This is a genomic window from Streptomyces termitum, from assembly GCF_014650175.1.
In the GTDB taxonomy this organism is placed as follows: domain Bacteria; phylum Actinomycetota; class Actinomycetes; order Streptomycetales; family Streptomycetaceae; genus Streptomyces; species Streptomyces termitum.
In genome coordinates this window covers 197607-213301 of sequence record NZ_BMUL01000010.1, presented here as the reverse complement: position 1 = coordinate 213301, position 15695 = coordinate 197607, and the positions used below count along the sequence as shown (strand labels likewise).

The window sequence follows — 15695 nt, the reverse complement described above, 5'->3', positions numbered from 1 at the left end:
GGGGGAGGGGTTTGGCAAGGGGCGCGACGCCGGAGCGGAGAGAAAGGATGACAGAAGGGTTTTCATACCTTGGGGTGGGTTCGTCACGGTCCGCGCATGGCCGGTACGGGGCCGGGGCAAGGCTGGACCGAACCGGGGCCCCGGCCCCGCCAGCCGCCCCCCACCCCGGGCCGGGCGATCCGCCCCGCGCGCCCGGACGGGCCCGCCGGAGCGGGACCCCCGCCCGGACGAAAGCGAACGCCATGCCCCAGCCGCACCGCACCGCCCCCGCGGCGGTGACGCCGTGACCACCACCGCCACCGGCACCCCCGACGCCGCCGACGCCCCCCGGGTCCACTTCTGGGCCGTGCCCGACCTCACCGGCCTCGACTTCGACCCGCTCCTCGCCCGGCTCCTCCACGAGGAACCCGTCACCCGGGTCCGCCTCCCGCACGGCGAGGGCCACGCCTGGCTCGTCACCCGCTACGAGGACGTCAAGTTCGTCACCGTCGACCCCCGCTTCAGCCGCCAGGCCGTCTGGGGCCGCCCCGTCACCCGGCTCGCCCCCCACTTCATCCCCATGGCCGACGCCGTCGGCTTCGCCGACCCGCCCGACCACACCCGGATGCGCCGCGTCGTCGCCCGCGCCTTCAGCGCCCGCGCCCTGCGCTCCCTGCGCGCGCACGCCCAGTCCGTCATGGACGGCCTCCTCGACCGGCTGGAGGAGCAGGGCCCGCCCGCCGACCTCATGGAGACGGTCAACCGGCCCTTCCCGCTGGCCATGGTCAGCGAGCTCATGGGCGTCCCCGCCACCGACCACTCCCTCATGGCCCACTGGTCCGACACGATCATCTCGGCCGGTGCGGGACGGGAGGCCAGCGAGCGGGCCAAGGACGAGATGAGCCGGTACTTCACCGACCTCATCGCCGGCGGCCACGCCCCCGACAGCGACCAGCTCGCGGCCGTCCTCGCCGAGGCCGTCGCCGACGGCACCCTCACCGAGGAGGAGGCCGTCGGCCTCGCCGTCCTCATCCAGATCGGCGGCGCCCACGCCGTCCGCAACAACAGCGCCAACATGGTCTACGCGCTGCTCACCCACCCCGACCACCTGGCCCGGCTGCGCGCCGACCCCGCCCTGATCCCGCAGGCCGTCGAGGAACTCCTGCGCTACATCCCGCACCGCAACGCCGTCGGCCTCTCCCGGATCGCGCTGGAGGACGTCGAGGTGGGCGGCGTCCGCATCCCCGCCGGAGACCCCGTCTACGTCTCCTACCTGGCCGCCAACCGCGACCCGGACGTCTTCGCCGACCCCGCCCGGCTCGACTTCGACCGCGCGTACAACCCGCACGTCGCCTTCGGCCACGGCCCGCACTACTGCCCCGGCGCCACGCTCGCCCGCATCGAGTCCGAGATCCTCCTCGGCTCCCTGTGGACCCGCTTCCCGGGGCTGCGGCTCGCCGTCCCCGAGGAGGCCCTGCGCTGGCAGCGCGGCGCCCTCATCCGGGGCCCCGAGACCCTGCCCGTGACCTGGTGAGGAGGGACCGGCAGCCATGACTGCCCTCGCCATCGGGGCCGCCGGCGGCCTCGTCGTGCCGCCGGGCCACGGCCGCACCCTGAACACGCGGGCCCAGCACGTCACCTTCAAGGTGACCGGGGAGCACTCCCGTACCGCCTCCACCTTCGAGGTCGTCGTCCCGCCCGGCTTCGACGTCGGCGCCCACGCCCACGGGCAGAGCGAGGAGCTGTTCTACCTCCTCGACGGCGAACTCGACGTCCTCGCCTTCGAACCCCTCGTCCGCACCCGCGACAGCTGGCGGGAGTGGGAGTCGGCCTCGGGGCAGCGGACGGTGCGGGCCACCCCCGGCACTCTCATCCTGGTGCCGGCCGGCTGCCCGCACGCCTTCGCCAACCCCACCGGCACCCCGGCCCGGATGCTCTTCCAGGCGTCCCCGCCGCCCGACCACGAGCGGTACTTCGAGGAGCTGATGGAGATCCTCGCGGAGGCGGGGGAGGGCGGCGAGGTCGACCACGCCGCCGTCGAACGCCTCCGGCTCCGCTACGACATCGACCAGATCACCCCGCTCCGGCACGACGCCGGGCGGCCGGGCGGGAGCTGACCCACCGGGGCGGTCCTTCCGTGCGGACACGCGGAAGGACCGCCTCCGCCCCGGTGAAAAGGCGTTGCCCGGCACCGGGCGGGGGCCTTCAATGACCCGGATGCGCTCCGAACCCCCGGCCCCGGTCCCCGGCCCGCCCGCCGACCCCGCCCGCCTGCTCGCCCTGTACGACCTCCGGCTGCGCCGAGAGGCCCGCCCCGACGGCCCCGGCTGCCGGATCGAACGCACCGGCGCCGTCGTGCGGCAGACCGGCCCCGCCCACGCCTGGAACGGCGTCCTCTGGTCCGGCCTCGACGCCCGCACCGCCGACGCCGCCATCGCCGGGCAGATCGCCCACTACCGGGCCCTCGGCCTCCCCTTCGAGTGGAAGCTGTACGGCCATGACGGGCCCGCCGACCTCGGCGAGCGGCTCCGCGCGGCCGGCTTCGTCCCCGAGGAGCCCGAGACGCTGCTCGTCGCCGAGGCGTCCGCGCTCCCGGCCGAGGTGCCCCTGCCGCCCGGCGTCGTACTCCGCGAGGCCACCGGCGAGGAGGGCGTCCGCCAGGTCGTCGAGGTCCACGAGCGGGCCTTCGGCACCGACGGCGGCCCGCTCCGCCGCGCCCTCCTCGACGCGCTGGCCGCCTCGCCCCGCACGGTCACCGCCGTCGTCGCCCTCGCCGACGGCGTCCCCGTCGGCGCGGCCCGCCTGGAGCTGTACCCCGGCACCGGCTTCGCCGGGCTCTGGGGCGGCGGGATCGTCGAGGAATGGCGCGGCCGGGGCCTCTACCGGGCCCTCGTCGCGCACCGCGCCCGCCTCGCCGCCGCGCGCGGCCACCACCTGCTCCACGTCGACGCGCTCCCCACCAGCCGCCCGATCCTCCAGCGCCTCGGCTTCACCGCGCTCACCACCACCACGCCCCACCGGTACGGGTGAGCGGTCAGACCGCCCAGTGGGACGGGCGCTCGAAGCCCCGGGGGAGGACGGTCCTGGCGTCGCCCCGGGCCGCGTTCAGCTGGGGCTGGGTGAGGAACAGGGCGTCGGTGAGGGTCGCGCCGGACAGGTCGGCGTCCCGCAGGTCGGCGCCGATCAGGTCCGCGAGGGTCAGGTCGGCGCCGGTCAGGTCGGCGGCGATCAGCAGCGCGCCGCGCAGGTCGGCGCCGCGCAGGTCCGCCCCGCGCAGCCGCTTCCCGATCAGGTCGGCGCCCCGGCGCGAGCGCGGCTTCCCACCGGCGGTGGCGCGCACGAGTTCGCCGGTGCGCAGGAGCAGCGGGTTCACCCCGGCGCGCACGGGGGCGACGTCGAGGCCCTCCAGCTCCTCGGCGGGCAGCGCGGTCAGCTCCTCCACCCGGGCCAGCGCGGCGCGCAGTTCGCCGTGGATCCGGCGCGCGGCCGGGCGCTCCAGGGCCTCGGAGAGGTAGCGCAGCAGCTCGTGGAGCTGCCGCATCACCGGGAAGACCTCGTACATCCGGCGCGCGGTCTCCGGTGCCTCCCGCCAGGACACCCCGCCGAAGGTCACCTGGGAGACCCGCTGGCCGGCGCCGAAGCAGTCGTACACCGTGCAGCCCTGGAAACCGCTCGGCCGCAGCCGCTCGTGGATCCCGCACCGGAAGTCGTCCCGGAGGTTGCGACAGGGGTCGCCCGCCGGCTTGTTCACCGCGAAGTCGGCCGACTTCGCGAAGGGCAGGGCCACGCAGCACAGGCCGAAGCACTGGGCGCAGTCGCCGCGCAGGGAGGTTTCCCGGATCTCGGGCACGGTGGAACGCTTCCTTCGGCGGTACGGGGACGACTCCCGGGGGCGCGGTGACGGCCCGCCGGGGCGGGGCGGGGGCGGTGCGCGGTGGCCCGGGAGCGGTCCTCGGCGGTACGGGGACGATCGGCCCACCGTACCGCGTGTCCCGGCACCGTCCCGCCCGGCCGGAACCGGTCGCCGGGACGGCCCTCTCCCGGCGGACCCCGGCCGAGGGCGCCGCCACGGGAGTGCGGAGGGACCCCTTCCGGCGGCGTGCGCACCCCTTACCCGGCCCCGTGTCCCCCCTCGTGGACCCCCCCGGCCCGGTCCCGGGCCTCCCGGCTCATGCCCCCGCGTCCGCCTCCGTCGCCACCGCCTTCGCCCACCGGTAGTCCGCCTTGCCGCTCGGCGAGCGCTGGATCCGGTCGGCGAGGACGAGCTGGCGCGGCACCTTGTAGCCCGCCAGGTGGCGGCGGCAGTGCTCCTGGACGGCCGCCAGGTCGAGCGCGGCGGCCCCCGCGCGCAGCTGGACGACGGCGGCCACGTGGCTGCCCCACGTCGGGTCCGGCACCCCCGCCACCAGCGCGTCGTACACGTCCGGATGCGACTTGAGGGCCTGCTCGACCTCCTCCGGATAGACCTTCTCGCCCCCGGTGTTGATGCACTGGGAGCCCCGGCCGAGGACCGTCACCACCCCGTCGGCGTCGACGGTCGCCATGTCCCCGAGGAGCACCCACCGCACCCCCTCCCGCTCGAAGAAGGTCTCGGCGGTCTTCGCCGGGTCGTTGTAGTAGCCGAGCGGGACGTGGCCGCGCTGGGCGAGCCGGCCGATCTCGCCGACGGCCACGGGCCGCCGGGTGGCCGGGTCGACGACCTGGGTGCGCTCGTTGACGTGCAGCCGGAAGCCGTTCTCCGGGCCGGAGTCGTCGGTGGCCCGGCCGTTCGAACCCGACTCGGTGGAGCCGAAGTTGTTGAGCAGCACGACGTTCGGCATCAGCTCGCGCAGTTGCGCCCGTACCGTCTCCGACATGATCGCGCCGGACGAGGAGAGGCTGAAGAGGTGGGAGAGGTCGGTGCCGCGCAGCGGCCCGGCCAGCGCGTCGACGAGCGGCCGGAGCATCGCGTCGCCGACCAGGGAGATGCTGGACACCTTCTCCTTCTCCAGGGTCCGCAGGACCTCCTCGGGCACGTACTTGCGGTGCAGCACCACCCGCTGGCCGTAGTTGAGGGCGATGAAGGTGGTCAGCGTCGAGGTGCCGTGCATGAGCGGCGGGGCGGGGAAGAAGGTGAGCCCGGCGCCGCCGGCCGCGACCCGCTCGGCCAGCTCCTCGGGGCGCTTGACGGGCTCGCCCGCCGGGTCCCCGCCGAAGAGCCCGGCGAAGAACAGGTCCTCCTGCCGCCAGAGCACGCCCTTGGGCATGCCGGTGGTGCCGCCGGTGTAGATGATGAACAGGTCGTCGCCGGAGCGGGGCGCGAAGCCTCGCGCGGGGGAGGCCGCCGCCTCGGCCTTCTCGATCGGTACGGCTCCGAGCGCGGCGGCCCCCTCGGGCGGGGTCCCCACCCGCACCAGGTGCCGCAGCCTCTCCGCCCGGGGCAGGGCCGCCGCCACGCGGTCGGTGAACTCGGCGTCGTAGACCAGGGCGGTCAGGTCGGCGTCCCGGTAGAGGTAGACCAACTCCTCTTCGACGTACCGGTAGTTGACGTTCACCGGCACGATCCTGGCCTTGAGGCAGGCCAGCACGGTCTGGAGGTACTCGACGCCGTTGTACAGGTGGAGCCCCAGGTGCTCGCCGGGGCGGACGCCCGCGTCGAGGAGGTGGTGGGCCAGCCGGTTGGCCGCCTCGTCGAGTTCGGAGTAGGTCAGCCGGCGCTCGGCACCCGTGCCCGGGTGGTCGACGTAGACCAGCGCCTCGCGCTCCGGCACCACGTCCACGACCGATTCGAACAGGTCGGCAAGGTTGTACTCCACCGTTCCTCCTGACCCCGGCGCGTTCGGACTCGGGCGGTCATTAGAGCGCCGCGGGCCCGAGGTGGGAAGGGGGTGCGCCAAAGAATCTGACTGAGTGTCAGAAAACTATTGAACTGACCCGGGCACTGCTGCAACCTGTTCCAGAACTGGAGACGGGAGACGCCCATGGCCGGTACCGAACACCTCACCGTGCGGCGCGAAGGCGCCACGCTCGTGCTCACCCTCGACCGCCCCGAAGCCAAGAACGCGCTGTCCCTGCCGATGCTCGTCGGCCTCTACGACGGCTGGCTGGAGGCCGACGCCGACGACAGCGTCCGCTCGGTCGTCCTCACCGGGGCCGGCGGCGCCTTCTGCGCCGGCATGGACCTCAAGGCCCTCGCCGGAAAGGGCATGGCCGGGGAGGCGTACCGCGACCGCATGAAGGCCGACCCCGACCTGCACTGGAAGGCGATGCTCCGCCACCACCGCCCCCGCAAGCCGGTCATCGCCGCCGTCGAGGGCCCCTGCGTCGCCGGTGGCACCGAGATCCTCCAGGGCACCGACATCCGCGTCGCCGGGACCTCCGCCCTCTTCGGCCTCTTCGAGGTCAGGCGCGGCCTCTTCCCGATCGGCGGCTCCACCGTCCGGCTGCCCCGCCAGATCCCCCGCACCCACGCCCTGGAGATGCTCCTCACCGGCCGCCCCTACAGCGCCGAGGAAGCCGCCCGGATCGGCCTCGTGGGCCGGGTCGTCCCCGACGGGAAGGCGCTGGAGACCGCCCTCGGCATCGCCGAGCGGATCAACGCCTGCGGACCGCTCGCCGTCGAGGCCGTCAAGGCGTCCGTCTACGAGACCGCCGACATGACCGAGGAGGACGGCCTCGCCGCCGAACTGGCCCGGGGCTGGCCGGTCTTCGACACGGCGGACGCGAAGGAGGGCGCCCGCGCCTTCGCCGAGAAGCGCCCGCCGGTCTACCGCCGGGAGTGACCCCGCCCCGCCACCGCCCCGCCCCGTCCGCCCGAGGAAGGTGCCCGCCCGTGACCGTCACCCCACCGCCCGAGATCCTCCGCGCCCCGCTCGTCGTCGAGTTCCCCTTCACCCGCTCCCTCGGCCCCGTCCAGTCCGCCTTCCTCACCGGACTGCGCGAACGCGTCGTCCTCGGCGTCCGCACCGAGTCCGGAAAGGTGCTCGTCCCCCCCGTCGAGTACGACCCCGAGACCGCCGCCGAACTGCGCGAACTCGTCGAGGTCGCCGCCACCGGCACCGTCACCACCTGGGCCTGGAACCCCGCGCCCCGCCCCGGCCAGCCCCTGGCCACCCCCTTCGCCTGGGTCCTGGTCCGCCTCGACGGCGCGGGCACCGCCCTCCTCCACGCCCTCGACGCCCCCGGCCCCGAGTCGGTCCGCACCGGCATGCGGGTCAGGATCCGCTGGGCCGCCGAACGCTCCGGCGCCATCACCGACATCGCCTGCTTCGAGCCGTACGAGGACGACGCGCCCGGCCCGTCCACCGGCACCGGCGAAGGGCGACCCGCCGCGCACGACGGGGAGTTCGCCGACCCCGTCACCGGCATCACCACCCCCGCCCGGCTCGACTACACCTACAGCCCCGGCCGCGCTCAGACCCGCTACCTGTACGGACTCGCCGAGCGCCGCACGGTCGGCGAGCGCTGCCCGTCCTGCGCCAAGGTGTACGTGCCGCCCCGCGGCGCCTGCCCCACCTGCGGCGTCGCCACCACCGACCGCGTCGAGGTCGGCCCGCGCGGCACGGTCACCACGTACTGCGTCGTCAACATCAAGGCGAAGAACCTCGACATCGACGTGCCGTACGTCTACGCCCACATCGCCCTCGACGGCGCCGGTCTCGCCCTGCACGGCCGGATCGGCGGCATCCCCTACGACCAGGTCCGGATGGGCCTGCGCGTCGAACCCGTCTGGACGGAAGGGGCCCGCTACCCCGACCACTACCGCCCCACCGGCGAACCCGACGCCGACTACGACACGTACAAGGAGCTGCTGTGAGCGCCCCCCTGCGCGACGTGGCCATCGTCGCCTTCGCCCAGAGCGACCACCGGCGCCGCACCGACGACCTCTCCGAGGTCGAGATGGTCATGCCCGTCCTCCACGAGGTGCTGCGCCGGACCGGCTGCGAGACCTCCGACATCGGCTTCACCTGCTCCGGCTCCTCCGACTACCTCGCCGGGCGGGCCTTCTCCTTCACCATGGCCCTCGACGGCGTCGGTGCCTGGCCGCCGATCTCCGAGTCCCACGTCGAGGCCGACGGCGCCTGGGCCCTGTACGAGGCGTGGGTCAAACTGCTGACCGGCGAGGCCGACACCGCCCTCGTCTACGCCTACGGCAAGTCCTCGCCCGGCTCCGTCCGCGACGTGCTGACCCGCCAGCTCGACCCCTACTACCTCGCCCCCCTCTGGCCCGACTCCGTCGCCCTCGCCGCCCTCCAGGCCCAGGCCCTCGTCGACGCCGGACACACCGACGAGGCCGCGCTCGCCTCGATCGCCGCCCGCCGCCGCGCCGACGCCTCGGCCAACCCGCACGCCCAGCTCACCGGCGCCCGCCCGCAGGGCGACCACGTGGTGGCGCCGCTGCGCACCGGCGACTGCCCGCCGATCGGCGACGGCGCCGCCGCCGTGATCCTCGCCGCCGGGGACCGGGCCCGCGAACTGTGCGAGCGCCCCGCCTGGATCCGGGGCATGGACCACCGGATCGAGGCCCACTCCCTCGGCGTCCGCGACCTCACCGACTCGCCCTCCACCCGGCTCGCCGCCGAACGCGCCGGAGCCTTCGCACGGCCCGTCGACACCGCCGAACTGCACGCCCCCTTCACCTCCCAGGAGGTCGTCCTCACCCGGGCCCTCGGCCTCGGCGACGAGGTCCGCGTCAACCCCTCCGGCGGAGCCCTCGCCGCCAACCCGGTCATGGCCGCGGGCCTGATCCGGCTCGGCGAGGCCGCCGCCGCCGTCCACCGGGGCGACTCCGACCGCGCCCTCGCGCACGCCACCTCCGGGCCCTGCCTCCAGCAGAACCTGGTCGCCGTCCTGGAAGGGGACCCCCGATGAGCAAGGAGCCCGTGGCCGTCGTCGGCATCGGCCAGACCCGGCACGTCGCCGCCCGCCGCGACGTCTCGATCGCCGGACTCGTCCGCGAGGCCGCCCTGCGCGCCCTCGCCGACGCCGAACTGACCTGGGCGGACATCGACGCCGTCGTCATCGGCAAGGCCCCCGACTTCTTCGAGGGCGTGATGATGCCGGAGCTGTACCTCGCCGACGCCCTCGGCGCCGTCGGCAAGCCGATGCTCCGCGTCCACACGGCCGGCTCGGTCGGCGGCTCCACCGCCCTCGTCGCCGCCAACCTGGTGGCCGCCCGCGTCCACCGCACCGTCCTCACCCTCGCCTTCGAGAAGCAGTCCGAGTCGAACGCCATGTGGGGCCTGTCGCTGCCGGTCCCCTTCCAGCAGCCGCTGCTCGCCGGGGCCGGCGGCTTCTTCGCCCCGCACGTCCGCGCCTACATGCGCCGCACCGGCGCCCCCGACACGGTCGGCTCCCTCGTCGCGTACAAGGACCGCCGCAACGCCCTGAAGAACCCCTACGCCCACCTCCACGAGCACGACATCACCCTGGAGAAGGTGCAGGCGTCCCCGATGCTGTGGGACCCGATCCGCTACTCGGAGACCTGCCCGTCCTCCGACGGCGCCTGCGCCATGGTCCTCACCGACCGGGCCGGCGCGGACCGGGCGCCCCGGCCCGCCGCCTGGGTGCACGGCGGGGCGATGCGCAGCGAACCCACCCTCTTCGCGGGCAAGGACTTCGTCTCGCCCCGGGCCGGGAGCGACTGCGCCGCCGACGTCTACCGGCAGGCCGGGATCACCGACCCGCGCCGGCAGATCGACGCCGTCGAGATGTACGTGCCGTTCTCCTGGTACGAGCCCATGTGGCTGGAGAACCTCGGCTTCGCCGCCGAGGGGGAGGGGTGGAAGCTCACCGAGGCCGGCGTCACCGAACTCGACGGCGACCTGCCGGTCAACCCCTCCGGCGGCGTGCTGTCCACCAACCCGATCGGCGCCTCCGGCATGATCCGCTTCGCGGAGGCCGCCCTCCAGGTGCGCGGCGAGGCCGGCGAGCACCAGATCGACGGCGCCCGCCGGGCCCTCGGCCACGCCTACGGCGGCGGCGCCCAGTTCTTCTCGATGTGGCTGGTGGGCTCCGCACCGCCCGCGGGCTGAGCCCCGGTCAGGCGCGCAGCCGGTCGCGGACCTTCGCCGCCAGGGCCACCGGGTCGCCCTGGGGCGTCACCGGATAGGCGTTCCGCCGCAGGTTCCAGGCGTTCTCCCGGGCGAACCAGTCGATCGCGACGGGCGCCTTCCCGGTGGTCAGCGCGGTTTCCAGGGAGGTCAGGTAGGCGTCCCAGCGGGGTGCGTAGAAGTCGGAGACGAGCCCCGACCACTCGCGGTTGGCGTAGTCGTGCAGTCCGGCCTCGCTGCCCGCCCGGTGCCCCCAGGTGGTGAGCAGCGAGCGGGCGTCGAACTCCAGCGTCGCCCGCTCCGCGTCGCTCCGCCCCCAGGAGCGGGCGTGCTCCAGCCAGGGGCCGAGCAGGAACCGCCGGTCGCTGGCGAGGAGTTCGTCGAGGAGCTTCATCGAGCCGCGCCATTCGGCGGCCAGGGCCCGGAAGGCGGTCAGGTCCCCGGCCTCGTAGGCGGCCCTGATCCGGGGCAGCAGCACCCGGCTGCGGTTGGTGAGCGCCTGCCGGGCGGTGTCGACCAGGTCGAAGCGGTACGCGTCGGTGGCGCGGGCCCCCGGCGCCACCGCGAGGAGTTCGTCGAGGGCCCGCTCGACGGTCGTCGCGTCGTAGCGCATCGCCTTCGGCCCCCAGGAGGCGGCGGTCGTCACGGTGAGGCTCGGGCGCGCGGTGAAGAGGCTGTCCTGCGACTCGCTCCAGCCGTCCGACGCGGTCGCGTACGGCCCCCGGCGCAGCCACTCCCAGGCCCGTGCCGCGTGCGGGTCGGGCGTGCCGTAGCGGCGGGCCGCGTAGGAGGCGAACCAGGCGGCGTGGTCCACCGGCCGGTCCCGCCAGGCCAGTTCGGTGAAGAGGGAGAAGGTCACCGGGTCGGCGGAGGTGGCCTCCGGCAGGAAGGCGATGCCGCGCAGGGTGCTGCCGGGCTTGGTCCGCCACGCCTCGAACCGCTCCGTCCACACGGAGGTGTTGCCGCCGATCGTGGTGTGCCCGCCGAAGTTGGGGATGGTGCCGAAGGCGTACGGGGTGCCCGACCAGGCCGCCTCCCGGTCCAGTCCGTCGTACCGGTCGGAGAGGCCGTCGACGACGAGGAGGCGCGAGGTGTCCACGCCCGCGAGGAGTTCGGCCTTCGGGTTGCGCTGCCAGCCCAGCAGCACCCAGGTCGCGCCGGGCCGGGCGGCGTCGAGCGCGCCGAGGACCCGGGCGGCGGCCTCGCCGACCGGCACGTCGCCCGGCTTCCCGCCCTCGTGCAGCAGGTCCATCTTGTACATGGAGGTGGTGCCGAGCAGCCGTGCCTGGTGGCGGTAGAAGGACTCCGCCACGCGGGCGAAGACCGGGCCGCGCGGGTCGAGCCAGTCCGGCCGGGCGAAGCCGATCCACCGGCCCTGCGGAACCACCCTGCCCTCGGGGTTGCGCTCGGTGAAGCCGGGCGGCACGGTGCCGAAATAGCCGGGCAGCACCGGCGTCATGCCCAGCTCCCGCAGCCGGTCCACGATCCGTCGGCCCAGCTCGGCCCGGCGGGCGACGAGCTGGTCGGTGACCGGGCCGCCGAACGAGGACATGTTCTGCATCAGCCACCACGGCTGGTGCGCGGGGCCCGGGATCCACTTCCGCAGTTCGTCGCCGGTGTAGCCGAACTCCTGGAAGGCGGCCAGGTAGGCGGCCTCGGCGCCCATCTGCACGAAGACCTCGTTCACCCCGTGCAGGGCGAGCAGGTCGATCTGGCGTTCGTACGCGTCCCAGTCCCGGTACGCCCCCGAGTAGCCGTCGTCCGTGTCGTTGAGCGCGAACCGGTGCGGCACCGAGGCCGAGCGGGTCACCGTCCCGGCGGGCGCGGGCAGCCGGGCCGGCAGTGCCGAGACGCTGTCCCCGGGCGAGCCGAGGTCCACCCCCGCCGTGTAGCTCAGGTACCAGTGCACGCCGCGCAGCAGCACCGCCGGGGTGGTGCCGACGACGCGGATCCGCCCGGCCGAACCCGTCAGGGTGAACCGGTCGCCGGCGGACGTGCGCGGCACCAGCACCAGTTCGAACTGGTCGGCGTGCCGGGGCAGCAGCCGCGCCACCGCGGCCCGGGCCGCGTCCACCGTGTACGCGCCCGCGGCGGGGGAGCCCGCGGCCGGCGAGGTCACGGCCTGCGCGGGCGCCTGAGCGGGCAGCGCGGCGAGCGCGGTGGCGCACAGGGCGAGGGAGCACACGGAGCGCACGGTCCAGGACCGGGCACGGGAGAGCGATGGACGCATGGGTCGGGTCTTCCCCTCATGGGACCGGCGGCGATCATGGACTGATCGCCCGTCATATGGGAGTATTTGCCAGGTTGTTGGTCAAGGGCGACACGCAAGCGGAACGGCGGGCGCCGACTCAGAACACTCGTTCGTCGAACGTGATCCGAGTCGGTCACGTCCCTCCCGGTCGATCGTCCTATAGCCCATCGGAAGCCATTGCGCCAATGCGGTTACAGGGGGCGCGTTCCGGCGTACGCTGGGCTTTTCGCGGGGTGATCGGCCCCGGCGCCCCGACCGTGCGCCGGGTTCGCGCCCCCTGTGTGGGGGTGGAACGTGGCACGACAGGACGGCAGGCCGGGCCGCCAGGGCTTCGGCCTCTTCGAACGGGAGGCGGCGCTGGACGCCGCCGAGGAGGCCCTCGACCTCCTGACCGGAATCACCCAGGCCGATCCGCCCCTTCCTCCCGCTCCGCCCGCGCGCCCCGAGCGCGTCCCCGCTCCGCGCCGGCCCGGCGTCGCCCACGTCATCCCGCTGCACGGCCGCACCGGCCAGCCCGAGGTCCCCGACGCCCCCGCCCGGCGCGGCGGCCTCCTCGCCTACGCCGCGCCCGCCGGATTCGGCAAGACCACCCTCCTCGCCGAGATCCGCCGCCGCGCCGCGGCCCGCGGCTGCACCGTCCTCTCCGCCCGCGGCGGCGACCAGGAGCAGCGCGTCGCCTTCCACGTCGCCCGCCAGCTCCTCCAGCCCCAGCTCATCCACGCCTCCGACGCCGAACTCCGCGAACGCCTCGGCTCCTGGTACGACATCGTCGGCCCCGCCCTCGGACTGCGCGCCGCCGCCGGCTCCCCGCCCGACCCCCAGGGCCTGCGCGACGGCCTCGACTGGGTCCTCAACCACCTCGCCGTCCGCCGCGCCCCGCTCGTGGTCGTCCTCGACGACGCCCACTGGGCCGACCCCGAGTCCCTCGGCTGGCTCAACTCCTTCACCCCGCGCGCCGAGGACCTCCCCATGCTCCTCGTCGTCGCCTACCGGCCCGACGAACTCCCCGAGGAAGCCGTCGAGTTCACCGGCCACCGGTCCGGACAGCGCCCGCACGGCCTCGCCCCGCTCACCGCCGACGCCGTCGCCCGCCTGGTCCGCGACCGGATCGGCGACCACGCCGACGACGCCTTCTGCCGCGACTTCTGGACCGTCACCGCGGGCAACCCCTTCGAGACCGTCGAACTCGTCGCCAAGGTCCGCGACCGCGGCCTCGACCCCACCGCCGACGGCGCCCGCGAACTCCGCGACCTCGCCGCCGCCCTCAAGGGCAGCGGCCTCGTCACCCGCCTCGAACGGCTCGGCACCTCCACCGTCCGCCTCGCCTGGGCCTGCGCCGTCCTCGGCACCGAGATCTCCCCGGGACTCGCCGGAGCCGTCGCGGGGCTGGGCGACGAGTCAGTGGCCGACTGCGCCGCCCGCCTCCGGGAGGCCCGCGTCCTCGCCGAGGAGACCGTCCCCGGCGGCCCGCTCGAATTCGTCCACCCGCTGATCGCCAGCACCGTCTACCGCTCCATCCCCGACGCGATCCGCGTCGCCTTCCACGGCCAGGCCGCCTCCTGCGTCATCGACGCCGGACTCGGCCCCGCCGCGGCCGGCCGCCACCTCCTGGAGACCCACCCCGAGAGCGACCCGTGGGTCGTCGCCCAGCTCCGCGCCGCCGCCCGCGAGAACCTCCGCGCCGGAGCGCCCGACGCGGCCCGCCGGCACCTCGCCCGCGCCCTGCGGGAACCTCCCGCCGCCCGCGAGCGCGCCGCCGTCCTCTTCGAACTCGGCTCCGCCTCACTGCTCACCGAACCCGCCACCACCGTCAACCACCTGCGCGCCGCCCTTGAGGAGCCCTCCGCCGACCCGGCCCTGCGCCCCGGCATCGTCTACCGCCTCTCCCAGGTCCTCGCCCACAGCGACCGCCTCGTCGAGGCCACCGAACTCCTCGGCGAGGAGATCGCCAAGACCGCCGACGCCCGCACCCGGCTGCGCACCCAGGCCGAGAAGTTCATGTGGGACGCCCTGCGCGCCGACGAACCCGAGTCGCCCGCCCGCTCCCGGCGCCTCGCCCATCTCGCCGACCGGCTCGTCGGCCGCGACACCGCCGAGCCCGGCGTCACCGAGCGCTACATCATCGGACTGCGCGCCTGGGACGCCACCCTGCGCGCCGAACCCTCCTCCGTCGCCCTCAAGTACGCCGCCCACGCCCTCGAAGGCGGCCTCAGCTGGGCCGACGAGAGCCGGGGCTTCGAGGTCCCGGTCCTGGTCGCCCTCCTCCACCTCTACGCCGATCGGCCCGGCCGCGCCGAGGAACTCTTCGAGGCGGGCACCGCCGAGTTCGAGAAGCGCGGCTGGCGCGGCGCCCACCTCGCCTTCGCGTACACCCTCATCGGCTACATCCGCTTCCGGCGCGGCCGCCTCATGGAGGCCGAGGACTTCGCCCGTGCCGGACTCCGCCTCGCCGAGCGCGTCGGCACCGGAACCCCCGCCCTCTGGTACGCGACCGGCGTCATGATCGAGGTCCTGATCGCCCGGGGCCGTACCGCCCAGGCCGAGCAGGTCGCCCGCGAGCACTCCTTCGGCGAGCCGTTCCCCGCCGCCGTCACCATCCCCGACTGCGAGACCGTCCACGCCGAACTGCTCCTCGCCACCGGCCGCACCGAGGAGGCCGCCGTCGCGCTCGCCGACATCGGCCAGCCGCCTCGATCCGCGCGGCAAGCGCAACCCCTCCTGCTGCCCCTGGCAGCTCCACCTCGCCCTCGCCCAGGCCGCGACCTCCCCGTCGCAGGCCCTCGCGACCGCGCACGAGGCCGTCGCCCGCGCCCGCCAGTACGGCGCGCCGTCCGCGATCGGCCAGGCGCTCCGGGTGACCGCCGAGGTCTCCGAGGGACCCGAACGGATCAAGCTCCTGGAGGAGTCCGTCGACTGGCTCGACCAGTCCCCGGCCGCCTACGAGCTGGCCCGCTCCCTCGTCGCCCTCGGCGCGGCCCTCCGCCGCACCGAGCGGCACGCCGAAGCCGCCGAGCACCTCTACCGGGGCCTGGAGACCGCCCAGGACTGCGGTGCCGACGGCCTCGCCGACGAGGCCAGGATCGAGCTGGCCGCGGCCGGACTGCGCCCGCGCGCCCTGCACACCGCCGACGGCGACTCGCTCACCGCCCGCGAGCGGGCCGCCGCCGACGCCGTCCTGCGCGACGAGGACCCGGCCGCCGCCCTCGACACCGACCCCGCCGCGGCCGCCCGCCTGCTCTCCGCCGTCTACCGCAAGCTGGGCACCGACCGCTCCGGCCTCGCCCACGCCCTGTCCCGCCCCGCCGCCGGCGGGAAGCGGCAGGGCGCCCCGGGCGGAACGGACGGGACGAGCGGGACGAGCGGGGCGGAAGCCGACGACTGAGCCGCCGCACGGGTCCGCGCGGCGCCGGGACGGAGGAACCCGGCGCCGCGCC

At 75.1% G+C, this 15695-nt stretch carries 10 protein-coding genes and 1 pseudogene; 8 read left to right on the top strand and 3 right to left on the bottom strand.

The genetic code is table 11. The features are described 5' to 3' along the window. Window positions 1–283: 283 nt before the first annotated feature. The 3 genes from IE219_RS20395 (at window position 284) to IE219_RS20385 (ending at window position 3009) form a co-directional block, all read left to right on the top strand. Window positions 284–1513, top strand: coding sequence for a cytochrome P450 (locus IE219_RS20395; RefSeq protein ID WP_189979489.1), 1230 nt, complete (start codon window positions 284–286; stop codon window positions 1511–1513). A 16-nt stretch (window positions 1514–1529) separates the two neighbouring features. Continuing rightward, the gene (locus tag IE219_RS20390; RefSeq protein WP_189979487.1) at window positions 1530–2096 is read left to right on the top strand and encodes a cupin domain-containing protein; all 567 of its coding nucleotides are present in this window, start codon (window positions 1530–1532) and stop codon (window positions 2094–2096) included. Window positions 2097–2196: 100 nt separating this feature from the next. After that, the gene (locus IE219_RS20385) at window positions 2197–3009 is read left to right on the top strand and encodes a GNAT family N-acetyltransferase (protein ID WP_189979485.1); all 813 of its coding nucleotides are present in this window, start codon (window positions 2197–2199) and stop codon (window positions 3007–3009) included. A gap of 4 nt (window positions 3010–3013) precedes the next feature. Here IE219_RS20385 and IE219_RS20380 read toward each other — a convergent pair whose 3' ends face one another. Together IE219_RS20380 and IE219_RS20375 are read right to left on the bottom strand one after the other, a co-directional pair. Then, window positions 3014–3829, bottom strand: coding sequence for a pentapeptide repeat-containing protein (locus IE219_RS20380; protein ID WP_189979483.1), 816 nt, complete (start codon window positions 3827–3829; stop codon window positions 3014–3016). A 319-nt stretch (window positions 3830–4148) separates the two neighbouring features. Further along, window positions 4149–5774: an acyl-CoA synthetase gene (locus IE219_RS20375; protein WP_189979481.1), complete on the bottom strand. Its 1626-nt coding sequence runs from the start codon at window positions 5772–5774 to the stop codon at window positions 4149–4151. A gap of 165 nt (window positions 5775–5939) precedes the next feature. On the opposite strand from IE219_RS20375, the gene IE219_RS20370 reads away from it, so the two are divergent. The 4 genes from IE219_RS20370 to IE219_RS20355 are packed head-to-tail and all read left to right on the top strand — an operon-like array spanning window position 5940 to window position 9992. Next, complete coding sequence (locus IE219_RS20370) at window positions 5940–6740, top strand: crotonase/enoyl-CoA hydratase family protein (protein ID WP_189979479.1); 801 nt, start codon at window positions 5940–5942, stop codon at window positions 6738–6740. Window positions 6741–6790: 50 nt separating this feature from the next. Further along, window positions 6791–7774, top strand: coding sequence for a Zn-ribbon domain-containing OB-fold protein (locus IE219_RS20365; RefSeq protein WP_189979477.1), 984 nt, complete (start codon window positions 6791–6793; stop codon window positions 7772–7774). An 8-nt stretch (window positions 7775–7782) separates the two neighbouring features. Further along, entirely contained in the window at window positions 7783–8829 is a 1047-nt protein-coding gene (locus tag IE219_RS20360; protein WP_189979668.1) for a thiolase family protein, read from the top strand. Then, window positions 8826–9992 (top strand): thiolase family protein, encoded by a 1167-nt coding sequence (locus IE219_RS20355; protein ID WP_189979467.1) that lies wholly within the window; start codon window positions 8826–8828, stop codon window positions 9990–9992. The genes IE219_RS20360 and IE219_RS20355 overlap by 4 nt, the downstream gene beginning before the upstream one ends. A 7-nt stretch (window positions 9993–9999) precedes the next feature. Here the strand turns inward: IE219_RS20355 and IE219_RS20350 are convergent, their stop codons facing one another. Then, window positions 10000–12240: an alpha-N-acetylglucosaminidase gene (locus tag IE219_RS20350; RefSeq protein WP_189979465.1), complete on the bottom strand. Its 2241-nt coding sequence runs from the start codon at window positions 12238–12240 to the stop codon at window positions 10000–10002. Window positions 12241–12555: 315 nt separating this feature from the next. On the opposite strand from IE219_RS20350, the pseudogene IE219_RS32645 reads away from it, so the two are divergent. After that, window positions 12556–15643: pseudogene (locus tag IE219_RS32645) on the top strand (ATP-binding protein). The last annotated feature ends 52 nt before the right edge of the window (window positions 15644–15695 follow it).